Raw genomic sequence first — 23402 nt, 5'->3', positions numbered from 1 at the left:
TTCGAGAGCGTGATCGGACGCTACTTGAACCTGAACCCGAGTTCAAGTAGCGTGACCTGCCTCACACGTGTCCGCCCTAGGAGGCCCCCGCATGGCAGTCATCGACGTCAACGGCACGACCCTGAGGTACGAGGACGAGGGGCCGCGCGACGGCCACGCCGTCGTCATGAGCCCGTCGATGTTCTTCGACGTCCGCATGTTCGAGGCGCAGGCAGCCGCGCTGTCCGACCGGTTCCGCGTCGTCCGCTACGACCACCGGGGGCAGGGCGAGAGCGCCCGTGACGTCCGTGAGCGGCTCGACATGGACACCCTGGCCGAGGATGCCGCGGCGCTCATCGAGGCGCTCGACCTCGCACCGTGCACGTTCGTCGGCAACTCGATGGGCGGCTTCGTCGGTCTGCGCCTCGCAGCCAGGCGGCCCGACCTATTGGCGTCGGCGGTGCTGATGGGGACGTCGGCCGACGTCGAGGAGCAGGCCGAGGCGATGGACGGGCTCGTCGAGGTGCTGGCCGAGCAGGGCATCGAGCCGGTGCTCGACGGGGTGCTGCACTTCATGATGGGCGACACGACGCTGACGGACCCGTCGCGCGCCGAGGTGCTGGCCGAGGTCACGGCCCTGCTGCGCAGCCGCACGCCGGAGTACGCCGACGCCGCCTGGAACATCGCGCACCGCTCGCCGGTGCTCGACGAGCTGGCCGCGATCTCGGTGCCGGTGCTCGTGGTGGCCGGCACCGAGGACCACACCTATCCGCCGCCGAAGTCGCAGCAGATCGTCGACGCGACGCCGGGCGCGGTGCTCGAGGTCATGGAGCGGACCGGCCACGTGCACGCCATGGAGAACCCCGACGCCGTCGTCGACGTGCTCGAGCGACACCTCGCCGGTCTCGACCTCGGGGTCCCGGCATGAGCCTGTTCGTCGCCGACACCGGCGAGGCGGACCTGCCGGCGGTGCTGTGCCTGCACTCGCTGTTCCTCGACCACACGATGTTCGACGGCCTGGTCGGCGCGGTCGCCGGCCGGTTCCGCGTCGTCCGCCCCGACTTCAGGGGGCAGGGCGCGAGCGGCGACGCGTCGGCCACCGTGACGATGGACGACTGCGCCGACGACGTGCTGGCGCTGCTCGACCGCCTGGGACTCGACCGGGTGCACGTCGTGGCCCAGTCGATGGGCGGCGACGTCGCGGTGCGTGTCGCCGCGCGACGGCCCGAGGCCGTCGACCGCATGGTGCTGCTGGGGTCGTCCGCGCGCGAGGAGCCCGCCGAGCACCTGGAGGCGTTCCGGCCGATCGTCGACGAGGTGGCCCGCCACGGCTTCGCGGGCGAGCTGCTCGAGACGACGATGCAGATCATGTTCGGCGAGACCGTCCGGTCCGACCCGTCTCGCGCCGCGCTGCTGGCGCGGTGGCGAGACCACATCGCGGCGCTGTCGCCGGGGCTCTCGCACGCGGTCCGCGGCGTCGTCGAGAGGCCGAGCGCCGTGCCGCTGCTGCCGCGCATCACCGCGACGACCCTCGTGGTCAGCGGCGGCGAGGACCACGCCCGTCCGCCGGAGTGGTCGGACGAACTCGTGCGGGGCATCCCCGGTGCCGAGCTGTGGAGCCTGCCGACGACGGGGCACAGCGTGATCCTCGAGCGTCCCGACGAGGTCGTCGACCGCGTCGTCGCCTTCTTGTCCGAGGGGCGGGAAGACTCTTGACCGCCCCTGTGACCTCGGACACACTGAACCCGAACCTGAATCCGACCTCAACATTCATCACCGTGAGAGAAGGGTGGTCCTGATGGCCTCCGTCCAGACCGTCACCGGCGCGATCGACTCCAGCGAGCTCGGCCGCACCCTGGTGCACGAGCACGTGTTCGTGCTCAACACCGAGTACAAGGAGAACTACCTGACGGAGTGGGACGAGCAGGAGCGCATCGACGACGCCGTGCAGAAGCTGACCGACCTCAAGGAGGTCGGCATCGACTCGATCATGGACCCGACGGTGCTCGGGCTCGGCCGCTACATCCCGCGCATCCAGAAGATCGCGGCCCGCGTCGACGTCAACATCGTCGTCGGCACGGGGCTCTACACGTACGACGAGGTGCCCCACCAGTTCGAGCACCAGGGCCCCGGCCTGCTGGTCGACATCCCCGAGCCGCTCACCGCGATGTTCGTCAAGGACATCACCGAGGGCATCGCCGACACCGGCGTCAAGGCCGGTCTGCTCAAGTGCGCGATCGAGCACCAGGGGCTGACGCCCGGTGTCGAGCGGGTCATGCGGGCCGTCGGGCAGGCCCACGTGCAGACCGGGACTCCCATCACGGTGCACACCAACCCCGCGACCGGGTCGGGACTCGTCGCGCAGAAGGTGCTGAAGGAGGAGGGCGTCGACCTGTCGAAGGTGATCATCGGCCACTCCGGCGACACCAACGACATCGACTACCTGTGCAAGGTCGCCGACGCGGGCTCGATGCTCGGCATGGACCGCTTCGGGCTCGACCTGTTCAACCCGCTCGAGGAGCGCATCGGCACGATCATCGAGCTCGTGCGCCGCGGATACGTCGAGAGCATCACGCTGGCCCACGACGCCAACTGCTACATCGACTACTTCAGCCCCGAGGCCAAGCACCAGGCCGCGCCGAACTGGCACTTCCGCCATATCAGCGAGGACGTCATCCCGGCGTTGCTGAAGGGCGGCCTGTCGGAGAGTGACATCGACACGATCCTGGTGGGTAACCCGCGCCGTCACTTCGAGTGAGCCGCCGCCGGGTCGACGTGGATCTTGGGCCCGGGGCCCGCGTCGACCGGGCGGACGCCGCCCAGCACCCCGCCGACGTCGTCGAGCGTCAGGGTCGCGGCCACGAGCCCGCGGGGGTCGACGGCGCCCGAGGCGTACAGCTCGATCGCGCCAGCCAGACCGGGTGACGCGCTGAGGATGCCGACGGCGTGCGCGTCCTTCATGACGAGCACGCGGGTGTCGAGCAGGCTCGCTGCGTCGGACAGCCCGATCAGGACGATGCGGCGGCCGGCGTCGACCAGCCCGGCGGCGAGGGCGGGGGAGCCGGGGCCGTTCGACGCGTCGATGACGGCGTCCCACCGCAGGTCGGGCAGGTCGTCCGACGTCCACGCCCCGTGCGCGCCGTGGGTGCGGGCGACCTCGAGCGACGCCCGGGTCGCCCCCAGCACGTGCACCTCGCACCCGCGGGCGAGCGCGAACATCGCCGCCAGCAGGCCGATCGTGCCGGGGCCGATGACGAGCAGCCGCTCGCGGGGGGCCAGGTCGGCCGCGAGGACGGCGCGCAGGGCGTTGCCACCCGGCTCGACCATCGCGCCGGCGGTGTCGTCGACGGAGTCGGGCAGGGGCAGCAGCGCCGAGACGGGCACCGCCATCTGCTCGGCCAGGGCGCCGTCGAAGCCGCGCCGCAGGCCGATCTCGTGCCGGTGCTCGCACACGTGCTGCCGCCCGGCCAGGCAGCGGTGGCAGGCGCCGCAGCCGATCTGGGTGTCGCCCGTCGTGCGGCGACCCAGCCAGGCCGGGTCGACGCCCTCACCGACGGCGCTGACCGTGCCGCACCACTCGTGCCCGGGACGCAGCGGGTACGCGGCCAGCCCGTCGCGCAGGTACTCCATCTCGCCTGAGAACAGCTCGGTGTCGGTGCCGCACACGCCGACCCGCGCGATGTCGACCACGACGTGCCCGGGGGCGGCGCGCGGTGGCTCGACGTCGTCGACGGTCCACCGGCCGGGCCCGGTCAGCACGAAGGCCCTCACGGGGCGTCCGGCCGGACGCCCGAGCGACGCGCCAGCACCTGGTCCATGTGGCGGAAGACCGGTCGCAGCCCCGCCGTGACCGTGCCGGGAAGCGTCGCCATGCCGATCTCGGCGGCGGCACCCTGCAGGCTCGTGACCCGCGTGGGTCGGGCGACCACGGCCCGCACGAGCCAGCCGGCCGCCTTCTCGGCGCTCAGCATCGGCATCGCCTGGTAGATGTCGGTGCGGCCCGACATCTCGGTGCGCACCATGGGGAAGTAGACCGTCGTGGCCGAGACGCCGTCCGAGCCGAGCTCGGCGACGAGCGATCGCGTGAACGACTCGAGGGCGCTCTTGCTCGCGAGGTAGGCCGAGAACAGGGGGATCGGCAGCTGCGTCGACATGCTCGACGAGATCACGACGTGACCACGGCCCTGCTCGAGGAAGCGCGGCACGAGCGCGAGGGTCAGGCGCACCGCGCCGAAGTAGTTGATCGCCATCGTGCGCTCGTAGTCGTGCATCCGCTCGAGCGAGGCGGTGATGGGGCGCCGGATCGATCGCGCCGCGTTGTTGACCAGGGTGTCGATGCGCGGGTGGTCGGCCAGCAGGCGTGCCGCGACGGCGTCGGTGTCGTCCGGGTCGCTGAGGTCGACGACGTACGTGTGCGCGACGCCCCCCGCGCGACGGATGGCGTCGGCGACCGACTCGAGCTCGTCGTCGCGTCGTGCCAGCAGGCAGACGGTGGCGCCGAGTCCGGCCAGTCGGCGGGCCGCCGCGGCGCCGATGCCGCCGGAGGCACCCGTCACCACGACGGTGTGGCCGTCGAGCCGCCGGCTCACGCGTCGTCCTGCCCGAACAGGGCGGCGAGCAGACGCAAGCAGCGCTGCATCATCTGGTCGGCGGTCTGGTCGGGGTGCTCGACCCACCAGTTCATGAGCGAGTCGACGATGCCGAGCCACACCGAGGTCATCGCCGAGACGTCGAGGGCGTCGTCGTTGCCCGACAGGGCCATCAGCTCGGTGACGCCCTCGTCGGCCAGCCTGCCGATGCGCTCGGCGTAGCCCGTGATCGCGTCGCGGATGGGGCCGCTGGTGGGGGCCGTCGTGTCGAAGAACAACCGCCACAGGTGGCGGCGGTCCTCCAGCAGGGTGAAGAGGCCGGCCAGCGTCTGCATGCCGCGCTCGATGCCGACCGCGTCGCCTTGCGCGATGCGCTCCATCTCGTCGGCGAGCAGGGCGCCGCCCCGGTCGAGGCACGCCTCGTAGAGGCCCTCCTTGGAGCCGAAGTAGCTGTAGATCAAGGGCTTGGAGATGCCGGCGCGTGCGGCGATCGTCGCGACGGAGGTGGTCGCGAACCCGCCGGTGCCGAAGTGCTCGGACGCGACGTCGAGGATCTGCGTCTCGCGGTCGAGGCGGGGGACGCCCTTGGTGCCGGCGTTGGGTCGAGCCATGCCGCAAGTCTAGTCAGGGCATGTGATCCAGTGGTAACTTACCCGAAAGTCATATCACTGGACCCGCCGCAGGAGGCGCCATGGAGCTGCTCGACCCGCTGAAGAACCCCACGCTGGCGGCGGCACCGTTCTTCGTGCTGACGCTGCTCCTCGAGATCGCGGCGTTCAAGTGGCTCGAGAGCGACACGCACGAGATGCGCGGGTACGAGAAGAAGGACGCGCGCACCAGCCTGGTCATGGGCGTCGGCTCGATCGTGTCGAGCGCGGTGTTCAAGGCCGGGACGCTCGTGGTGTTCGTCGCGATGAGCGTCTACCTCGCGCCGTGGCACCTGCCGGACGACACGTGGTGGTCGTGGGCCCTGCTGATCGTCGGGCTCGACCTCGCGTTCTACCTGCAGCACCGCTTCGTCCACCGCGTCCGCATCGGCTGGGCGGCCCACCAGGCCCACCACTCGAGCGAGTACTTCAACTTCTCGACGGCCCTGCGGCAGAAGTGGAACCCGTGGGCCGAGGCGATCTTCTGGGCGCCGTTCCCGCTGCTGGGCTTCGAGCCGTGGATGCTCTACGTGGCCTTCGGGTTCAACCTCGTGTTCCAGTTCTTCCAGCACACCGAGCGCGTCGGGACGATGTGGAGGCCGATCGAGCTGGTGTTCAACACGCCGTCGCACCACCGGGTGCACCACGGCAGCGACCCGGAGTACCTCGACAAGAACTACGCCGGCATCTTCATCGTCTGGGACCGGATGTTCGGCACGTTCCAGGAGGAGCTGCACCGGCCCACGTACGGGCTGACGGTCCCGGTCGGCACGTACAACGTCCTGACGCTGCAGTACGGGCCGTTCGTGGCGCTGGCCCGTGACGTGCGCGCGGCCGAGCGGTGGCGCGACAAGATCGGCTACGTCGTGATGCCGCCCGGCTGGCACCCCGGGGAGTCGCGCGCGGACGCCGAGCAGCCGCGCGAGGTCACAGCGCGCGGGTGAGCCCGCCGTCGACGGGCAGCATGACGCCCGTCAGGAAGCTCGCGGCGGGCGACAGCAGGAAGGCCGCCGCGCGTCCGAACTCCGCGGGGTCGCCGTAGCGCCCGAGCGGGATCGCGCGCTCGTTGGCCGCCCGGGCCGCGTCGGCGTCGCCCGTCGCGGCGTCGAGGGAGTGGACGCGGTCGGTCGAGATGCGACCCGGCATCAGCGCGTTGACCCGGATGCCGCGGGGACCGAGCTCGTCGGCGAGGTTCTTGGCGGCCATCGCGAGACCGGGACGCAGGGCGTTGGAGATGCCGAGGCCCGGGATCGGCGCCTTGACCGACGTCGAGAGGACGAATGCGATCGAGCCGCCGTCGCCGAGCACCTCGGCGACCTCGGTCGCGAGCCGCAGCGCACCGAGGAACACCGACTCGAACGACGTCCGCCACTCGTCCTCGGTGCGGTCGAGGATCGAGCCCGCGGGAGGGCCGCCGACGCTGATCAGGACGCCGTCGACGCGGCCGAACGCCTCCTGCGCGGCCGCGACGAGCTGCGCCGGTGCCGTGGCGTCGGCGTTGTCGACCGCGACGCCGATCGCGCGGGGGCCGAGCCCGGCGACGGCCCGGTCGACCGACTCCTGGCTGCGCGAGGAGATCACGACGTTGGCGCCGTCGGCGACGAGCTGCTGCGCCGTCGCGAGGCCGAGCCCGCCCGAGGCGCCGGTGAGGAGGTAGGTGCGGTCTGTCAGGCCGAGGTCCATGCCTCCAGCCTAGGTGCAGGCCACCGGGCGCGGCGGACGTGCGGTCGACCCCTCGGCCCACTACCTTCGGGGCACACCTTCGAAAGGGGTTCTGTCATGTACTTCGGTGGATCCATCGCCCTCATCGCGATCGGCGCGATCCTGTCGTTCGCCGTCCGTGACAACATCAACGAGGTCGACCTCGTGACGGTCGGCTACATCCTGATGGCGGCCGGCCTCGTCGGCATCGTGCTGTCGTTCGTCGCGCAGGGCCAGCGCAACGCCGCGATCAAGCGGCAGAACGACCTGCCGCCGCGCTGACCGCCACGTCCGCCGGCTAGGGCTTCTTGCCGCCGCCGGGGCCCCCGCCACCGGCGGGGCCCTTGTCGGTGGCGTCGCCCGCCGGGCCGGTCGGCGCGGACGGGGTCTCGGCGGTCGGCTCGGTCTGCTCCGGCGCCGCCTTCGCGACGGTCAGCGTGATCGTGCTGCCGCGGCCCACGGTGCCCGACGGCGAGACGCCCGTGACGGTCCCCTCGGGAGCCGACGACGTCTCGTCGACGCGGCGTGCCGAGAGGCCGAGGTCGTCGAGCTCGTCGGCCGCGTCGTCGTAGTCCAGCCCGATCAGGGCGTCGCGGTCGACCGTGACGTCGTTGGACTCGGGCTCCGTCTCGGTGGGCTCCGACGGGGTCTCCGAGGTCGGCTCCTCCTCGGTCGGTGCGTCGCTGGTCTGCGTCGTCGCGTCGGCGGCGGGGGAGCCGTCGTCGCCGCCGCCGAGGGCCTGCACGCCCAGCACGCCGGCCAGCAGCAGGAGGATCGCGACGACCGCGACGACCAGCCAGCGTGACGAGCGACGCTCGCCCTCGTCCGACCGTGACGGCGGCGGCAACGTCGGCGGCGGCAGCACCGGCGGCGGGGGCGGTGCCGCGGCGGCGGCCGGCTGCACCGAGGTGGGCTGCGGGACGGGTGCCGTGGCCGGCATCGCCGAGGTTGCCGGGGCGATGATCTCGGTGGCCGGCGACGTCTCGCTGTTCGCGAGCGCGGCGACGGCGGCGGCACTGGACGGACGGTCCTCGGGGTCCTTCTGCGTCAGCGACGTGATGAGCGTGCGCAGCGCCGGCGGCACGGAGTCGTCCATCGGCGGCAGGTCGCCCGTCAGCTGCGCCATCGCGGTTGCGACGGGGGTCTCGCGCCGGAACGGCGACGTCCCGGTCACGCAGTGGTAGGCCACGATGCCCAGCGAGTACAGGTCGGAGCGCGCCGTCGCGGGTCGTCCGGCGGCCTGCTCGGGGCTGAAGTACTCGGCGGTGCCGATGATCGAGCCGGTCTGGGTCAGCGGCTCGCTGCCGGCCGACCAGGCGATGCCGAAGTCGACCAGCACGGCCCGGCCCTGCGGCGTCACGACGATGTTGGACGGCTTGAGGTCGCGGTGCACGATGCCGGCGCCGTGCGCCGTGTCGAGGGCGTCGGCGACCTGCGCGACGATCTTGGCGACACCGTCGGGGCGGATCGCACCGCGCTCGGCGAGCAGGGTGCTCAGCGGGGTGCCCTCGATGAGCTGCATGACGATGAAGGGCTCGCGCTCGGGCGACGACTCGTCCTCGCCGACGTCGTAGACCTGGGCGATGCCCGGGTGGTGCAGCGAGCCGGCCAGGGTCGCCTCGGCCTTGAACCGGGCGCGCGCGGTGGCGTCGTCCTCGCCGCCGCCCACGCGCAGGATCTTGACCGCGACGGACCGGCCCAGGCGGGTGTCGGTGGCGCGGTGCACGCGGCCCATGCCCCCGGAACCGATGGTGTCGCCGAGCTCGTAGCGTCCGTTCAGCAGTGTCCCCATCCGAGCCATGCTAGGCGGACGCGATGAACGGTGCCGAGCGTGCTCGGTCGTCCACCGGCGTCGAGCACGCGGTCCGCGACCTCGCAGAGACCTGAGCGGCACCGGGCCTGAGAGGATGCGGCCATGGACACGCTGCGCTCGATCGCCCTGTTCGTCGCCGCGGCGTTCGCCGAGATCGGCGGCGCCTGGCTGATCTGGCAGGGCGTGCGCGAGCACCGGGGCCTGCTGTGGATCGGTGGCGGAGTGGTCGCGCTCGGCGCCTACGGCTTCGTCGCCACGCTGCAGCCCGATGCGAGCTTCGGCCGCATCCTGGCCGCCTACGGCGGCGTCTTCGTGGCGGGGTCGCTGCTGTGGGGCATGGTCGTCGACGGGTTCGAGCCCGACCGCTGGGACGTCAGCGGTGCGCTGGTCTGCCTGGTCGGCGTGGCCCTCATCATGTACGCCCCGCGACCCGCGTAGGAGATTCCCCGCTCCGACCGGTGACATCGGGGCTCCTCGTGCGATGAACGGGTAGGGGCGCGTCGTGCCAGGGGTGCCCGCGAGATCACGAGGAGCGTGAGTCCCTTGCAGTTCGTCCAGAGGAGCGCGGCGCGGCGCAGGGCGGCGAACCGGCGTCGGCTCGTCGTGCGGCGGCGCATCGCCGACCTCGTCGCGGCCCGAGCGAGCGAACGGTCGCTCCGCGGCGACGGGCCCGGTTCAGGCCGCTGACCCCCACGACGGGGTCGGCCGGCGACGTCTGCGCGACGTCGCCACCACGGCGACGCCCAGCGTGGCCAGCAGGACGGCCGACACCGCGCTGACCCCGACGGCGACGCCCATGGTCCGGTCGACCGTCGACGAGACCTCGCGCCCCGCGTCGACCGCGTCGAACGCCGCGCCCCACAGCCACCAGTACACGAAGAGGGAACCGACGACGGCGGCCGACAGGACCGAGGTCAGGGCGACGACGCGAGCGGACCGTCGCGTCGCGACGACCGCCGCGAACATCAGCACGGCCACCAGCGGAGCGACGAGCACGCCGACGACGAACGCGGTGTCGCTCACGTCCATCAGGTCCATGGGCAGAACCTACAGCGACGTCGGCCCACGCGACCTCGCCACGTCGCACGAACCCGCGTCGCGGCTGGCCGGAAACGACGATGGAGCCCCGCGACAACCGTGCGGGGCTCCATCGTCGTCTGTGGCCAGGGCCGGGGTCGAATCCCCCGAGCACTCCGCAGAGCTCCGTGCAGGGGGACCCCCAGGCGGCCTGGGTCCGACCGCTGACCCTGGCCGGAAACGACGATGGAGCCCCGCGAAAACCGTGCGGGGCTCCATCGTCGTCTGTGGCCAGGGCCGGGGTCGAACCGGCGACCCTCCGCTTTTCAGGCGGATGCTCGTACCAACTGAGCTACCTGGCCACCGCTCGCGAACGAGCGACGATCACCATATCGCACGGCGTCGGACGTCCGCGAACGCACTCACTCAGGTGGGGTCGGCCAACCGCTGCAGGAGCAACGCCTCGGCGACGCACACGCGGGCGAACTCGCCCAGGTGCAGGCCCTCGTCGATGCCGTGGGCCCGCGTGTCGGGGTCCTCGACGCCCGTGACCAGCACGGCGGCGTCGGGGAAGAGCCGCGCGAACTCGGCGATGAACGGGATCGACCCGCCCATGCCCATGTCGACGGGCTCGGTGCCGTCCCACGCGTCGCGGAACGCCGATCGCGCGGCGTCGTACGCGGGACCGTTCGCATCGACCGTGAACGGCTCGCCGAGGTCGCCGCGCTCGACCGTGACCTTGGCCCCGAACGGCGCGTGCTGCTCGAGGTGGGTGACCAAGGCGTCGAGATGTGCCGCGGCGTCGCCGCCGGGAGCGACGCGCATGCCGATCTTGGCGCGGGCGCTCGGCGAGAGCGTGTTCGACGCCGTCGCGACGGGTGTCGCGTCGATGCCGAGGACGCTGACGGCGGGCTCGGCCCACAGCCGCTGCACGATCGACCCGCGACCGATCTGCCCGACGCCCGGCAGCACCGACGACTCCTCGCGGAAACGGTCCTCGGGGTACTCCAGCTCGGCGGCGACCCCGTGGTGCAGCCCCTCGATCGCGACGGCGCCCTCGTCGTCGTGCAGCGTCGCGAGCAGCCGGCTGAGCGTCGTCAGCGCATCGGGCACGACACCGCCCCAGATGCCGGAGTGCACCGCGTGGCCGAGGGTCTCGACCGTCACGACGCAGTCGACCATCCCGCGCAGCGAGACGGTCAGGGCCGGCGCGCCGATGGCCCAGTTGGCCGAGTCGGCGATCACGATGGCATCGGCGGTCAGCTCGTCGCGGTGCTGCTCGAGCAGGGCGACGAGGCTCGGCGACCCCGACTCCTCCTCGCCCTCCACGAACACCGTCACGCCGACCGGCGGGTTGCCGCCGTGCGCGCGGAAGGCCGCGAGGTGCGCCGCGAGCCCGGCCTTGTCGTCGGCCGCGCCGCGGGCGTAGAGGCGGTCGCCGCGGCGCGTGGGCTCGAACGGCGGCGACGTCCACCGGTCGGGGTCGCCGGTCGGCTGCACGTCGTGGTGGGCGTACAGCAGGACGGTGGGGGCGCCCGGCGGGGCGGGGTGGTGCGCGATGACCGCCGGCGCCCCTCCGGCCTCGACGACGCGCGCATCCGCGAAGCCCGCCTCGGTCAGCAGCCGTCGCACCTCGGCCGCGCTGCGGTGGACGTCGTCGTGGTGCTCGGGCTGGGCCCAGATCGACGGGATGCGGACGAGCGTCTCGAGATCGTCCAGGACGGAGGGGAGCACGTCGTGGACGCGCGCGGTGAGGTCGGCCATGACCTCAGCCTGTCAGACCCCGTCCGTCAGACCGTGCGCACCGCGTCGTCCGCCGAGATGCGGGGCAGACGGTCGAACCACGGGTTCTCACCGGGGTGGCCGATGTTGATCACGAGCTGCGTGCGCCACGTCGTGCCGCCGAAGAACTCGCCGTCGATGCCCGCGGCGTCGAAGCCGCCGACGGGACCCGCGTGCAGGCCGGCCGCCCGGATGCCGATGATGAAGTAGCCCGTCTGCAGGGCCGTGTTGTACCGGGCGACCTCGTAGCGGTTGGCGTCGTCGCCCGCGAACATGTCGCCGATGCCGGGCTTGTGCGGGAAGTGCACGTCCATCGAGGTGTGGAAGTCGGTGTCGGCGGCGACGACCGCGACGAGCGGCGCCGTCTGCGCCTTGGTGCGGTTGCCCTCGGCCATGTGCGGCACGAGGCGGTCGCGGCCCTCGCCCTGCTCGACCAGCAGCAGGCGCATCGGCTGGATGTTCATCATCGTGGGCCCGAGCTTGACAAGCTCGAACACCTCGCGGACCTGCTCGGCCGAGACCGGCTCGTCGCTGAACGCGTTGACCGAGCGGGCCTCGCGGAACAGGACGTCGAGGGTGTCGTCGCCGAGGACGAAGGGGCTGGTTTCCGTCGAAGAAGTCATAGAACATTCAACCACTTGGCGGACAAGAAAAATCCCACGTCCCTCCGAGGAGGGACGTGGGCTCTCTCACATGGCGACCCCGACCGGACTCGAACCGGCGACCTCCGCCGTGACAGGGCGGCGCGCTAACCAACTGCGCCACGGGGCCATGCTGTGCGGCGAACCGCGAACGTGACTCTATCGCATGGTCCGCGTGGTCTCCAAAACGGGTGGGGCCCTACGTCGTCCCGCCGGGCGTGAGGGGGTCGTCGTCCCCGGGATCACGGGGCTCGGACCGGTTCTCGGCAGGCCGTGCGGACGGCGACGAGGAGTCGTCGAGCCGGTGCGACCGACCCGCCGCCGCGGCACCGGACCCGGTGCGGGACGAACGGGCGAGGACGACGGCGACGATCACGACGATGACGACGACGAGCAGGATCCACTTCATGCGACAGACCTTCCGGGAGTGTCCTCGTCACGATAGTTCGACCGCCCCCTACCGCATCCCGACACGCTGGTGGGCGGTGTCCGACTGGTGAGCACCGCGAGGAAGTGCTGCGATCTCGGCTTGCATGGAGTCATGACCGCACGTCCCACCACCGTCGCGCCCCTGTCGCTGGCCGAGCTCGCATCCCTGACGAGCTCGGTCGCCGACGACGTCCGCGCGGGCCTCCACGAGGTTCACGCCGACTCGGAGAGCCGCTGGCACGTGCGACTGCGGTGTGACGACGAGGTCGACGTCTGGCTCATCAGCTGGACGCAGGAGCAGGGCACGCAGCTGCACGACCACGGCGGCTCGTCGGGCGCCTTCACGGTCGTCAGCGGCGCGCTGAGCGAGGCCGTGTGGACGCCGGGCGCCGAGGTGCTGACCGAGACCGAGCGGGTCGAGGGCGACTCGGTGCTGTTCGGCGAGCACTACGTGCACGACGTCCGCAACGTGCACCCCCGGACGGCCGTCAGCGTCCACGCCTACTCGCCCCCGCTGTCGCAGATGAACTACTACGACGTCGACGGCCACCAGCTGACCCGCCTCGCGTCGGTGTGGACCGACGACCCCGAGGCGCCCGCACCCGACCTGGAGGCCGTGTCATGACCGTCACCTACGCCTCGGTCGACGAGCTGCTGCGGTCGGCGCGCGGTGGCCTCGACCGCATCTCGCCACGCGACGCCCACGCGCGCGTCGCGGCCGGCGCGATCATCGTCGACATCCGGCCGGCCTGGCAGCGCGAGCTGGACGGCGAGATCCCCGGCTCGGTCGTCGTCGAGCGCAACCACCTCGAGTGGCGCCTGCACCCGCGCTCGGGGGCGAACCTCGCCGTCGCGACCGAGGGCCAGGAGTGGATCGTCGTCTGCACCGAGGGCTACACCTCGTCGCTGGCCGCCGCCGCACTGGTCTCGCTGGGACTGCCCGCGCGCGACATCGTCGGGGGCATCCACGCGTGGCGCGCCGAGGGCCTGCCGGTCGTCGCGGGCCCCACGCCGGTCGAGCACCGGGTGCCCGAGCCGTCGTGACGCACGTGACAGGCCGCACCGTTCCGATTGCCGCAAGCCGGTGAGCACGCAAGACTGGTCCGACTGCCGTCACGGCACGACCCTTCCTTGCCTACCTACTGTCCCGACGCGATGGCGTCGAGCGCGGAGGACCGCATGATCGAGTACCGCTCCATCGGCAAGACCTTCGCCGACGGGACGGAGGCCGTGGGTGACTTCAGCCTCGTCCTGCCGTCCCGCACCACGACGGTCTTCGTCGGCTCCTCCGGCTGCGGCAAGACGACGCTGCTGCGCATGGTCAACCGGATGGTCGACCCGTCCAAGGGCCAGGTGCTGGTCGACGACGTCGACATCGCGACGCGCAACAAGGTCGAGCTGCGGCGCAGCATCGGCTACGTCATGCAGCACGCGGGCCTGCTGCCGCACCGCAAGGTCATCGACAACGTCGCGACCGTGCTGCGCCTCAACGGCGTCGACAAGAAGGAGGCGCGCGACCGGTCGTACGCCGTCCTCGAGACCGTCGGCCTCGACAGCTCGCTGGCGACCAAGTACCCCAGCCAGCTGTCGGGCGGCCAGCAGCAGCGCGTCGGCGTGGCGCGCGGGCTCGTCTCCGACCCCAACATCCTGCTGATGGACGAGCCGTTCGGTGCCGTCGACCCGATCGTCCGCGAGGAGCTGCAGGCCGAGCTGCTGCGCCTGCAGCGCGACCTCGACAAGACCATCGTCTTCGTGACGCACGACATCGACGAGGCCTTCCTCCTCGGTGACCAGGTCGTGATCCTCAAGAAGGGCGGCGAGGTCGCGCAGGTGGGCTCGCCCGCCGACATCCTGGCCGCGCCCGCCGACGACTTCGTCCGCAGCTTCGTCGGCATCGACAAGGGCAGCCGCACGCTGCACGTCGAGCAGCGCGACGGCGTCGACGTCGTCGTCGACGGCACGGGCAAGGCCACCGGGGTGCTCGAGGCGCGATGAGCTGGTTCCTCGACAACTTCGACTACGTGCGCGAGCTGTTCGTGCGGCACGCGTGGATCAGCGTGCTCTCGACGCTGATCGGCTTCGCGTTCGCGCTGCCCGTCGGGTGGTTCGCCAACGAGCACCCGCGGCTGCGCGGCGCCTCGGTGTTCATCGTCGCGATCCTCTACACGATCCCGTCGATCGCGATGTTCATCCTGCTGCCCGGCCTGCTGGGCACGCCCATCCTGAGCGTCTCGAACGTCGTCGTCGCCCTCGCGATCTACGCCGCCGCGGTCATGGTGCGCTCGGTGACCGACGCGTTCGGCTCGGTGTCGCCGGCGGTGCTCGACGCAGCATCGGCCGCCGGGTTCTCGAGGGCGCAGCGCGTCTTCCGCGTCGAGCTGCCGCTCGCGGGGCCCGTGCTGCTCGCCGGCCTGCGGGTCGTGTCGGTCAGCACCGTCAGCATGCTGAGCGTCGCCAGCCTGATCGGCGTCAGCAACCTCGGGTCGCTGTTCACCGACGGCTTCCGGCGCGACTTCCTGACCGAGATCGTCGTCGGCATCGTCGCGATCGTGGTGCTCGCGGTCGCCCTCGACCTGCTGATCAACCTGGTCGGACGCCTGCTCATGCCGTGGGCCTCGGCCCAGCAGACGCCGCGGGCCCGCATCTCCCTGGCTCGGGGGTCCCGCGCATGAGCGTCGTCTCCGACACGATCGACTGGCTGACCGACCCGATCAACCGCACGGGCCCCGACGGCTTCGTGAACCGCACGGTCGAGCACCTGGGCTACACCGCCGAGACGATCGCGATCGCCGCCGTCATCGCGATCCCGATCGGGTTGTGGATCGGCCACACCGGCCGGTTCCGCAGCGCGGCCGTCGCGATCACGGGCGCGTTCCGCGCCCTTCCGACGCTCGGCCTGCTGATCCTGATCGTCCTGTTCCTCGGCATCGGCCTGACCCCGACCCTGATCGCCCTGACCGTGCTCGCGATCCCCCCGCTGCTGGCCGGGGCCTACTCGGGCCTCGAGTCGGTCGACCGCCAGACGATCGACGCCGCCCGCGCCATGGGCATGACCGAGATGCAGATCCTGCGCAAGGTCGAGGTGCCCCTCGCGCTGCCGATCATCGTCGGCGGCCTCCGCTCGGCCGTCCTGCAGGTGGTGGCGACCGCCACGGTCGCCGCCTACGTCGGTCTCGGCGGCCTCGGCCGCTACCTGATCGACGGCCAGGCGATCAGCGACTACGCCCAGATGGCCGGTGGGTCGGTGCTCGTGATCCTGCTGGCGCTCGTGCTCGACGGCCTGTTCGCCGGCCTGCAGGGCGCCGCGACGGGACGACGTCCGAAGAAGCAGCCCACGACCGCCTGACCATCCCGGCCCCGCCCCCAGACTTCCCACCCCGCACGACACAGCCCCACCCACCGAAGGACGAATCATGACCATCCGCAAGATCGCCGCCCTCGCCGCGGCCACGACCCTGGGGCTCTCGCTCGCCGCGTGCGGCAGCGGCGACCCCACCGACTCCTCGTCGTCGTCGGGCGGCTCCGACAGCAGCTCGGCGTCCGACACCATCACGATCGGCTCGGCGGCGTTCCCCGAGAACGAGATCCTCGCCGAGATCTACGCCCAGGGTCTCGAGGCCAAGGGCGTCAAGGTCGAGAAGAAGCTCAACATCGGCGCCCGCGAGGTCTACATCAAGGCCCTGCAGAACGGCGAGATCGACCTCGTCCCCGAGTACTCCGGCAACCTGCTGACGTACTTCGACCCCGAGGCGACCGCCACGTCGTCCGAGGACGTCGACGACGCCCTCGACGAGGCGCTGCCCGAGGGACTCGAGGTGCTCGACGCGTCCGCCGCCGAGGACAAGGACTCGCTCAACGTGACGTCCGAGTTCGCGCAGGCCAACAACCTGAAGACGATCGCCGACCTGAAGAACGTCGACAACCTGAAGCTGGGCGCCAACCCCGAGTTCAAGACCCGCTCGTACGGCATCCCGGGCCTCGAGAAGGTCTACGGCATCACGGGCGTCGAGTTCACGTCGCTCAGCGACGGCGGCGGACCCGCGACGCTGAAGGCGCTGCTCGACGGCAAGGTCGACGTCGCCGACATCTACTCGACGACGCCGTCGATCGTCGAGAACGACCTCGTCACGCTCGAGGACCCCGAGAGCATGATCGCCGCGCAGAACGTCCTGCCGCTCATCAGCGACAAGAAGTCGTCCGACACGGTCGAGGAGGCGCTCGACGCGATCTCGGCGCAGCTGACGACGCAGGACCTGCTCGACCTGAACGGCAAGAACCAGGGCGACGACAAGACCGCCCCGGACGTCCTGGCCAAGCAGTGGCTGACGGACAAGGGCCTGATCTAGGCTCCACGCCCCTCCCGTGAACGAAAGAATCGGGGTCTGTCCGCGCCGGCGCGGACAGACCCCGATTCTTGCTCTACCCAGGCCCTAGGCGGGGACGAGCTCGGCCTCGGGAGCCTCCGCCGAGGTGCGCACGCGGCCCAGGTGGCGCAGGGGGCGCTCGAGGACCAGCAGCAGCGCGGGCAGCAGCACGAGCCGCACGAGCGTCGCGTCGACCAGGATCGCGACCGACAGGCCCACGCCCATCTGCCGCATCTCCATCAGGTCGAGCGTCCCGAAGACCGCGAACACCGACACCATGACGGCCGCGGCACTCGTGACGACACCGGCCGTCTCGCGGATGCCCGCCTCGACCGCGAGGGGGTACGGCAGCCCGCGACGGAGCCCCTCGCGCACGCGGCTCAGCACGAACACGTGGTAGTCCATCGACAGCCCGACGAGCACCACGAAGCAGAACAGCGGGATCCAGTCGATGACGAAGCCCGAGCCGCCCTGGAAGACCATCGTGAGCACGCCGAACGCCGCGCCGACGGACAGCAGGTTGAGCACCGTCGTCAGCAGCGCGAGCGTCAAGCTGCGGAACGTCCACACGATCATCAGCATCGTCAGCAGCAGGACGAACGCGATCACGAGGGGCAGGCGGGACGTCTGCCGGTCGACGTCGAGCGCCTCGGCGACGGGGCCGCCGACCGCGGACGTCGTGCCCGCGAGGTCACGGGTCGCGGACGGCACGATCGAGTCGCGCAGCGCGTCGACCGCGGCGCCGTTGCGGCTGTCGCCCTCGGGGTGCAGCGCGGCCAGCGAGACGGCCACCGTGCGACCGTCCGGGGACACCCGGACGTCCTGCCCGTCCGCCTCGACGAGGCCGGCCCGAGCGGCGTCGCGACCGATCGCGGTCGCGGCGGCCCGCGCTGCGTCCGATCCGTCGACCGAGGTGTGGAGCACGACGCCGACGACCGGTCGCTGCGACGGGAAGCTCTCCTGCGCCCGCAGGTACGTCTGCACCGCGGGGATGTCCTGCGGCAGCGAGGCGATCGTCGACTGGTGCGTCGACATGCCCAGTGCCGGGACGGCCAGGGCGACGAGTGCGCCACCGGCGAGGAGGGCCGACACGACGGGGCGGCGGACGACCGGCCGCACCAGACGTCCGCTGATGCCGCCGGTCCCGATGCGGCGGTTGAGCCGCCACAGCAGGGGGATGCGGGGACGGTCGACCCAGCGGCCGAGCGTCGCGAGCATCGCGGGCAGCACCGTGAGCGAGCCGATCACGGCGACCAGCACGACGAGGATCGAGCCGACGGCCAGTGCGTCGAACACCGGCTCGCCCGACAGGAACAGGCCCGACATCGCGACCGTCACGGCGAGCCCCGACACCACGACGGCCCGGCCGGCCGTGGCGGCGGCGATCTCGATCGCGTCGATCGTCGACCGTCCGCGCGCTCGCTCCTCGCGCTCGCGGCGCAGGTAGAACAGCGAGTAGTCGACGCCCACGGCCATGCCGATCAGCAGCACGACGTTGGCGACCGACCCGGAGTCGGGCACGAGGTGCGAGAGCGGGGCGTACAGGCCCAGGGCCGTGACGACCGACGTGACGGCCAGCAGCACCGGGATGCCGGCCGCGACGAAGGCGCCGAACGCGACGAGCAGGATCAGGAACGTGATGGGCAGGCTCAGCGCCTCGGCCGCCGCGAGGTCGCCCGCGACCTTCTCGTCGAGCGCCGACTGCAGCGACGCGTCACCGGCCTGCTGCACGCGGAGCCCGGGGTGGTCGGCCTGCGCCGCAGCGGTCACGGCCTCGAGGTCCGCGACGTGGGCGAGCGCGTCGTCGAGGCCGCCCGTCATCGAGATCGGCACGAGGACGGCGTCGCGCGAACCCGACACGACGGGCGCGCCGACGTCGGCGACGCCCGCGACGTCGGCCGCGCGGTCGCCGATCTGCGTCGCGACGGCGGTCGCTGCGGGCACGTCGAGGGCTCCCGAGCGTGCCGTGACCAGCACCGACTCGGCGGGCGTCGGGGCGAGCCCCGCGTCGTCCAGCATCGCCGCGGCCGCGCCCGACTCGCCGACGCGGAAGTCGGCGTCGGTGGTCTGCTGCGTCGGCACGGTGCCCATCAGGACGACCGCGGTGGTGACGAGCGCGGCCCACAGGCCGATCGCCCGCCAGGGGTGGGTCGCGCTCCAGCGGGCGACCCCGACGGTGAGGGAGGTGCGGGACATGGTGTGGCCTTTCGGGAGGAGGTGGCTCCAGCCTCGTGATCGGCGACCCCCGGGGCGAGGGGGCCACGACCCGTCCACGGGGTGGGTCCAGCCCCACTGCGCCGGACCCGGTGGGGCGGCGAGGATCGAGGTCACCGTCCCCGTCTGGAAGGCTCCTCCCATGACCGCCACCCCCGCCCTCGCCGTGCCGCGGAAGGAGCGTCTGACCGCCGGCCTCCGTCGTCGCGTCGCGCTGACCGGCGTCTCGCTGGGGTACGTGCTCCTGGCCCCCCTCGCGCTGGTCGTGCTGTGCCTGGTCACGACGTCCGTGAGCCTGGTGCCCGTCGGCGTGGGTCTCGTGCTCCTGCTGGCGCTCGTGCCGCTGACGGCGCAGCTGGCCGGTCTGCACCGGCGGATCGCGGGCCGGCTGCTCGGCGTCACGGTGCCGACGCCGTACGCCCCGGACCGCCGGGGCTCGTGGTGGTCGCGGCTGCGCGGGTGGGCGGCCGACCCGGCCCGGTGGCGCGACCTGGCCTGGACGTACGTGTCGGTGACGCTCGGCTGGACGCTCGCGTGGCTGGGGCTGGGGCTCGGCCTGGCGGTCGTCTGGTACGCGGCCTTCCCGGCCGTCTTCGCGCTCACGCCCGACGGCACGCTCGCCAACGACTACGGGTTCGTCACCCTCGACACGCAGTCCGAGTCGTTCCTCCAGTGGGTCCTGGTCCCCGTCGCCCTCGCCGCCTGGTGGTGGCTCGAGCCCCTGCTCGTCCGGTGGATCGCGCAGCTCGACCGGGCCGTGCTCGCCCCGTCGCGGGCCTCGTTGGAGCGTCGCGTCGCCGAGGTGTCGCAGTCGCGTGCCGAGTCGATCGACCACTCGGCCGCCGAGCTGCGGCGCATCGAGCGCGACCTGCACGACGGGGCACAGGCCCGGTTGGTGGCGCTGGGCATGAACCTGGGCCTGGCGGCCGAGCTGCTCGAGAACGACCCCGACGCCGCGGCCCGACTGCTCGCCGAGGCGCGCACCGTCACGACGTCCGCCCTGGGCGACCTCAGGTCGGTCGTGCGCGGCATCCACCCGCCGGTGCTGGCCGACCGGGGCCTGGCCGGTGCGATCCAGGCGCTCGCGCTCGACATGTCGCTGCCGGTCTCGGTCACGATCGTGCTGCCCGGCCGTCCGCCTGCGCCGGTCGAGTCGGCGGTCTACTTCGCGACCAGCGAGCTGCTGGCCAACGCGGTCAGGCACGCCTCGGCCCGCCGGGTCGCGATCGACGTCGGGCACGACGGCCGGGCGCTCCGCGTCGTCGTCACGGACGACGGCGTGGGTGGTGCGGCCGTGGGGGCCGGGTCGGGCCTGACGGGGGTGGCGCGCCGGCTGGCCGCCTTCGACGGCACGATGGACGTCGTCAGCCCCGCCGGGGGGCCGACGACCGTCAGCCTGGAGGTGCCGTGCGCGTTGTCATCGCCGAGGACCTCGCCCTCCTCCGCGACGGACTGACCCGCCTGCTCGAGGCGTACGGCTTCGACGTCGTCGCGGCGGTCGCCGACGCCGACGCGCTCGCCTCGGCGCTTCGCGCGCACGAGCCCGACGTCGCGGTCGTCGACGTCCGCATGCCGCCGACGTTCACCGACGAGGGGCTGCGGGCCGCGATCACGGCGAGGGAGGAGCGGCCGGGCCTGCCGGTGCTGGTGCTCTCGCAGTACGTCGAGCAGCTCTACGCCCGCGAGCTGCTGGGCAGCGGCGACGGTGCGGTCGGGTACCTGCTGAAGGACCGGGTCGCCGACGTCGTGACGTTCGTCGAGGCGGTGCGGTCGGTCGCGGCCGGCGGGACGGTGCTCGACCCCGAGGTCGTGTCGGCGCTGATCGCCAGGGCGCCCGGCGACGGGCCCGTCGCCCGGCTGACGCCCCGCGAGCGCGAGGTGCTCGGCCTGATGGCGGAGGGCCGGTCGAACGCCGCGATCGCGGCGGCCCTCTTCGTGACCGAGAAGGCCATCAGCAAGCACACCAGCAACATCTTCATGAAGCTCGACCTCGACCCCGACGACGACGGCAGCAACCGGCGCGTCATGGCCGTCATCACGTACCTGCAGGCCTGACGACCCACGGCTCGCGGGGGATGCGGGTGACGTCGAAGCCGCGCAGCATCTCGGCCGGGGTCGCGCCGGACAGGCCCAGCGAGTCGGCGATCATCGCCAGCACGTCGACGCCCCGCTCGGCCAGCTCGGCACGCGTGACGGGTCCGTCGCGCTTGGCGAGCCGGGCGCCGTCGGGGTTGAGGGCCAGCGGCACGTGCACGTAGGTCGGGGGAGCAACCCCCAGCACCGTGGCCAGGTGGGCCTGGCGGGGGGCCGAGCTGAGCAGGTCGTCGCCGCGGACGACCTGGTCGACGCCCTGCTGCGCGTCGTCCACGACGGTGGCCAGGTTGTAGGCGACGACACCGTCGCCGCGGCGCAGGACGACGTCGTCGACGACGCCCGTCACGGTGCCGTGGAGGACGTCCTCGACCGTGAACTCGGCGACGTCGGCCCGCAGCCGCAGCGCGGCCGGACGCTCGCGCCGTCGTTCGTCGCGCTCGGCCGCCGTGAGGTCCCGGCACGTGCCGGGGTACGCCCCGGGCGGCGCGTGCGGGGCCGAGGGGGCCTCCTGGATCTCGCGGCGGGTGCAGAAGCACTCGTACAGCAGCCCTCGGCCGCCCAGCGAGGCCAGCGCGGCATCGTAGTAGCGGGCGCGCTGCGACTGGCGGACGACCGGACCGTCCCAGTCGAGGCCCAGCGCGGCGAGGTCGTCGAGCTGGCGCTGCTCGGCGCCGGGCCGGACGCGGTCGAGGTCGTCGATCCTCATCAGCAGATCGCGCCCCGACGAGCGGGCGCACAGCCACGCGAGCAGGGCCGTCCGCAGGTTGCCGACGTGCAGGTCGCCGGACGGCGAGGGCGCGAACCGGCCCGCGCTCACCGCGTCACCCGAGGCTTCGGCGGGAGCTCTCGTCGACCTGGCCCTCCCACACGAACCGCAGGGTCTGGGTCGACTTCTCGTACGACCGGTAGGTCTCGTCGAGCTGGTAGCCGTGGCGCTCGTAGACGGCCTGGGCCCGCGTGTTGGTGTGGGCGGTGCTGAGCTCGACCGCGTCGGCACCGGCGGCCGCGGCCATGCTCGCGACGGTGTTGAGCAGCTCGTCCACGACACCCGTGCCGCGGGCGTGCTCGACCACGAACAGGTCGTTGAGCACCCAGATGCGCGACAGGCGCGTCGACGAGAACGAGGGGTAGATCTGGGCGAACCCCACGACCTCGTCGTCGTCCAGGCCCAGCAGCACGATCGACTCGTCGCGCACGATGCGCGAGGCGAGGAAGCTCGCGGCGGCCGACGCGTCGTAGGGGGCGCCGTAGAACTCCCGGTACAGGGCGAACAGCTGACCCGCCTCGAGGACGTCGGCGAGCTCTGCGCGGATGACGGTCACCCCGCCAGCCTCCCACGAACTGCCACGGTCGTCAGGGCAGCGAGGCGATGACGCGACGCACCGTGTCCGAGAGGTAGGTGCTCCCGGCACGGTTGGGGTGCTTGCCGTCGAGCGTCAGGCTGTTCGGGAGCGTCTTGGTCTCGACGTAGGTGAAGCCCTCGTGCTTGCGGTTGGAGTACAGGCGCAGGTACGACTGGATCTGGTAGCCGCGACGGCGGTCGGCCTTGCCCCACGGCGACATGACCAGCACCCGCTCGCGGGGGATGCCCAGCGCGTCGACGCGACGGCCGAGGCGGGACAGGTAGCTCGCGATGCCCTTCTTGCGCTGCAGCTGCGGCAGCGACTTCTTCACGCCCTTGCTGGTGCACGTGTACATGTCGTTGCGGCCGCCCTGGATGATCAGGTAGTCGACCTTCTGCAGGGCGCCCAGCCGTTGCCCGAACGTCGTCCCGTGGCAGTTGTTGCCGCGCACGTTCATGCCGGATCCGCCCTCGGCGAGGGTCGTGACGCTCGCGCCCATCTCGCGGGCCAGCATCGACCACCAGCCCTGCGAGACGCTGCCGGGCTCGTCGCGGAACCACGACGTGATCGAGTCGCCGACCACCGTGATGGTCGGCGCGGCGGCGGGGGCGGGGGTCGGGACGGTGTCGTCCGCCGAGGCGGGCGCGGCGAGCGCGAGGGTCGACGTCAGGAGGGCGGCGACGGACAGGGCGAGGGCGCGGAGCATGAGGTGCCTCTGGTTCGGAGGGAGGGTCGGCACATCGTACGTCGTCCGGGCGCCCCCGCCCTCACGGTCGCCAGAGAGGCCGC

General features: G+C 72.2%; 27 protein-coding genes and 2 tRNA genes. 14 read left to right on the top strand and 15 right to left on the bottom strand.

The features are described from left to right. The first annotated feature begins 91 nt into the window (after positions 1–91). The 3 genes from ASD10_RS00540 (at position 92) to ASD10_RS00530 (ending at position 2737) form a co-directional block, all read left to right on the top strand. Complete coding sequence (locus ASD10_RS00540; protein WP_056603103.1) at positions 92–907, top strand: alpha/beta fold hydrolase; 816 nt, start codon at positions 92–94, stop codon at positions 905–907. Then, a complete protein-coding gene (locus tag ASD10_RS00535; protein ID WP_056603100.1) occupies positions 904–1695 on the top strand; it encodes an alpha/beta fold hydrolase in 792 nt (263 codons plus the stop codon). Before ASD10_RS00540 ends, ASD10_RS00535 begins: the two co-directional genes overlap by 4 nt. Positions 1696–1777: 82 nt before the next feature. Further along, positions 1778–2737 (top strand): phosphotriesterase, encoded by a 960-nt coding sequence (locus ASD10_RS00530; protein ID WP_056603097.1) that lies wholly within the window; start codon positions 1778–1780, stop codon positions 2735–2737. Here the strand turns inward: ASD10_RS00530 and ASD10_RS00525 are convergent. Genes ASD10_RS00525 through ASD10_RS19470 form a run of 3 tightly spaced genes read right to left on the bottom strand, consistent with a single transcriptional unit; the run spans position 2725 to position 5179 of the window. Then, positions 2725–3750, bottom strand: a complete 1026-nt coding sequence (locus ASD10_RS00525; RefSeq protein WP_056603096.1) for a zinc-binding dehydrogenase — start codon at positions 3748–3750, stop codon at positions 2725–2727. The genes ASD10_RS00530 and ASD10_RS00525 overlap by 13 nt on opposite strands. After that, positions 3747–4568 (bottom strand): SDR family NAD(P)-dependent oxidoreductase, encoded by an 822-nt coding sequence (locus ASD10_RS00520; protein ID WP_056603093.1) that lies wholly within the window; start codon positions 4566–4568, stop codon positions 3747–3749. Before ASD10_RS00520 ends, ASD10_RS00525 begins: the two co-directional genes overlap by 4 nt. Further along, complete coding sequence (locus ASD10_RS19470) at positions 4565–5179, bottom strand: TetR/AcrR family transcriptional regulator (protein ID WP_056603090.1); 615 nt, start codon at positions 5177–5179, stop codon at positions 4565–4567. The genes ASD10_RS00520 and ASD10_RS19470 overlap by 4 nt, the downstream gene beginning before the upstream one ends. 80 nt (positions 5180–5259) lie before the next feature. On the opposite strand from ASD10_RS19470, the gene ASD10_RS00510 reads away from it, so the two are divergent. Further along, on the top strand, positions 5260–6159 hold the full coding sequence (locus ASD10_RS00510) for a sterol desaturase family protein (protein WP_056603087.1): 900 nt from the start codon (positions 5260–5262) through the stop codon (positions 6157–6159). On the opposite strand, the gene ASD10_RS00505 is transcribed toward ASD10_RS00510, so the two are convergent. Continuing rightward, entirely contained in the window at positions 6143–6898 is a 756-nt protein-coding gene (locus ASD10_RS00505) for an SDR family oxidoreductase (RefSeq protein ID WP_056603084.1), read from the bottom strand. The genes ASD10_RS00510 and ASD10_RS00505 overlap by 17 nt on opposite strands. A gap of 96 nt (positions 6899–6994) precedes the next feature. On the opposite strand from ASD10_RS00505, the gene ASD10_RS00500 reads away from it, so the two are divergent. Continuing rightward, complete coding sequence (locus ASD10_RS00500) at positions 6995–7198, top strand: DUF6458 family protein (RefSeq protein WP_056603081.1); 204 nt, start codon at positions 6995–6997, stop codon at positions 7196–7198. 16 nt (positions 7199–7214) lie between these two features. Here the strand turns inward: ASD10_RS00500 and ASD10_RS00495 are convergent, their stop codons facing one another. Then, positions 7215–8708 carry a serine/threonine-protein kinase gene (locus tag ASD10_RS00495; RefSeq protein WP_056603078.1) on the bottom strand — a complete coding sequence of 498 codons (1494 nt, stop codon included), beginning with the start codon at positions 8706–8708 and terminating at the stop codon, positions 7215–7217. A 123-nt stretch (positions 8709–8831) separates the two neighbouring features. Here ASD10_RS00495 and ASD10_RS00490 point away from each other — a divergent pair, with 123 nt between their 5' ends. After that, positions 8832–9167, top strand: coding sequence for a YnfA family protein (locus ASD10_RS00490; protein ID WP_056603077.1), 336 nt, complete (start codon positions 8832–8834; stop codon positions 9165–9167). Between the two features lie 237 nt (positions 9168–9404). On the opposite strand, the gene ASD10_RS00485 is transcribed toward ASD10_RS00490, so the two are convergent. The 6 genes from ASD10_RS00485 to ASD10_RS00460 all read right to left on the bottom strand — a co-directional run bounded on the left by ASD10_RS00485 (position 9405) and on the right by ASD10_RS00460 (position 12578). Then, positions 9405–9767 carry a hypothetical protein gene (locus tag ASD10_RS00485; protein WP_056603074.1) on the bottom strand — a complete coding sequence of 121 codons (363 nt, stop codon included), beginning with the start codon at positions 9765–9767 and terminating at the stop codon, positions 9405–9407. A 267-nt stretch (positions 9768–10034) separates the two neighbouring features. Further along, a tRNA-Phe gene (locus ASD10_RS00480) sits at positions 10035–10108 on the bottom strand. A gap of 64 nt (positions 10109–10172) precedes the next feature. Further along, positions 10173–11510 (bottom strand): dipeptidase, encoded by a 1338-nt coding sequence (locus ASD10_RS00475; protein ID WP_056603071.1) that lies wholly within the window; start codon positions 11508–11510, stop codon positions 10173–10175. 26 nt (positions 11511–11536) lie between these two features. Next, positions 11537–12151 carry a malonic semialdehyde reductase gene (locus ASD10_RS00470; protein WP_056603068.1) on the bottom strand — a complete coding sequence of 205 codons (615 nt, stop codon included), beginning with the start codon at positions 12149–12151 and terminating at the stop codon, positions 11537–11539. Between the two features lie 71 nt (positions 12152–12222). Beyond that, a tRNA-Asp gene (locus tag ASD10_RS00465) sits at positions 12223–12299 on the bottom strand. A 69-nt stretch (positions 12300–12368) separates the two neighbouring features. Next, positions 12369–12578 carry a hypothetical protein gene (locus ASD10_RS00460; RefSeq protein WP_056603066.1) on the bottom strand — a complete coding sequence of 70 codons (210 nt, stop codon included), beginning with the start codon at positions 12576–12578 and terminating at the stop codon, positions 12369–12371. 132 nt (positions 12579–12710) lie between these two features. Between ASD10_RS00460 and ASD10_RS00455 the strand changes: the two genes are divergently transcribed. From ASD10_RS00455 to ASD10_RS00430, 6 genes are all read left to right on the top strand, one after another. After that, a complete protein-coding gene (locus tag ASD10_RS00455; protein WP_056603064.1) occupies positions 12711–13223 on the top strand; it encodes a cysteine dioxygenase family protein in 513 nt (170 codons plus the stop codon). Beyond that, complete coding sequence (locus tag ASD10_RS00450; RefSeq protein ID WP_056603061.1) at positions 13220–13642, top strand: rhodanese-like domain-containing protein; 423 nt, start codon at positions 13220–13222, stop codon at positions 13640–13642. Before ASD10_RS00455 ends, ASD10_RS00450 begins: the two co-directional genes overlap by 4 nt. 135 nt (positions 13643–13777) lie before the next feature. Continuing rightward, positions 13778–14593, top strand: a complete 816-nt coding sequence (locus ASD10_RS00445; protein WP_056609735.1) for an ABC transporter ATP-binding protein — start codon at positions 13778–13780, stop codon at positions 14591–14593. Beyond that, positions 14590–15270: an ABC transporter permease gene (locus ASD10_RS00440; protein WP_056603058.1), complete on the top strand. Its 681-nt coding sequence runs from the start codon at positions 14590–14592 to the stop codon at positions 15268–15270. Before ASD10_RS00445 ends, ASD10_RS00440 begins: the two co-directional genes overlap by 4 nt. Then, positions 15267–15944 carry an ABC transporter permease gene (locus ASD10_RS00435; RefSeq protein WP_056603055.1) on the top strand — a complete coding sequence of 226 codons (678 nt, stop codon included), beginning with the start codon at positions 15267–15269 and terminating at the stop codon, positions 15942–15944. The genes ASD10_RS00440 and ASD10_RS00435 overlap by 4 nt, the downstream gene beginning before the upstream one ends. Positions 15945–16011: 67 nt before the next feature. Further along, positions 16012–16944: an ABC transporter substrate-binding protein gene (locus ASD10_RS00430; protein ID WP_056603053.1), complete on the top strand. Its 933-nt coding sequence runs from the start codon at positions 16012–16014 to the stop codon at positions 16942–16944. An 84-nt stretch (positions 16945–17028) separates the two neighbouring features. Here the strand turns inward: ASD10_RS00430 and ASD10_RS00425 are convergent, their stop codons facing one another. Beyond that, positions 17029–19158 (bottom strand): MMPL family transporter, encoded by a 2130-nt coding sequence (locus ASD10_RS00425; protein WP_056603050.1) that lies wholly within the window; start codon positions 19156–19158, stop codon positions 17029–17031. A 160-nt stretch (positions 19159–19318) separates the two neighbouring features. On the opposite strand from ASD10_RS00425, the gene ASD10_RS00420 reads away from it, so the two are divergent. Both ASD10_RS00420 and ASD10_RS00415 read left to right on the top strand, forming a co-directional pair. Further along, entirely contained in the window at positions 19319–20632 is a 1314-nt protein-coding gene (locus ASD10_RS00420; protein WP_082555930.1) for a histidine kinase, read from the top strand. Further along, complete coding sequence (locus tag ASD10_RS00415) at positions 20584–21231, top strand: response regulator transcription factor (RefSeq protein WP_056603047.1); 648 nt, start codon at positions 20584–20586, stop codon at positions 21229–21231. Before ASD10_RS00420 ends, ASD10_RS00415 begins: the two co-directional genes overlap by 49 nt. On the opposite strand, the gene gluQRS is transcribed toward ASD10_RS00415, so the two are convergent. Genes gluQRS through ASD10_RS00400 form a run of 3 tightly spaced genes read right to left on the bottom strand, consistent with a single transcriptional unit; the run spans position 21212 to position 23319 of the window. Then, positions 21212–22087, bottom strand: a complete 876-nt coding sequence (gluQRS, locus tag ASD10_RS00410) for a tRNA glutamyl-Q(34) synthetase GluQRS (protein WP_056603045.1) — start codon at positions 22085–22087, stop codon at positions 21212–21214. The genes ASD10_RS00415 and gluQRS overlap by 20 nt on opposite strands. A 4-nt stretch (positions 22088–22091) precedes the next feature. Next, positions 22092–22592, bottom strand: coding sequence for a GNAT family N-acetyltransferase (locus ASD10_RS00405; RefSeq protein ID WP_056603041.1), 501 nt, complete (start codon positions 22590–22592; stop codon positions 22092–22094). A 31-nt stretch (positions 22593–22623) separates the two neighbouring features. Next, the gene (locus ASD10_RS00400) at positions 22624–23319 is read right to left on the bottom strand and encodes an SGNH/GDSL hydrolase family protein (RefSeq protein ID WP_056603039.1); all 696 of its coding nucleotides are present in this window, start codon (positions 23317–23319) and stop codon (positions 22624–22626) included. Positions 23320–23402 lie beyond the last annotated feature (83 nt).

The organism is Aeromicrobium sp. Root472D3 (genome assembly GCF_001426485.1).
In the GTDB taxonomy this organism is placed as follows: domain Bacteria; phylum Actinomycetota; class Actinomycetes; order Propionibacteriales; family Nocardioidaceae; genus Aeromicrobium.
This window is presented reverse-complemented; position numbering and strand designations above follow the sequence as displayed.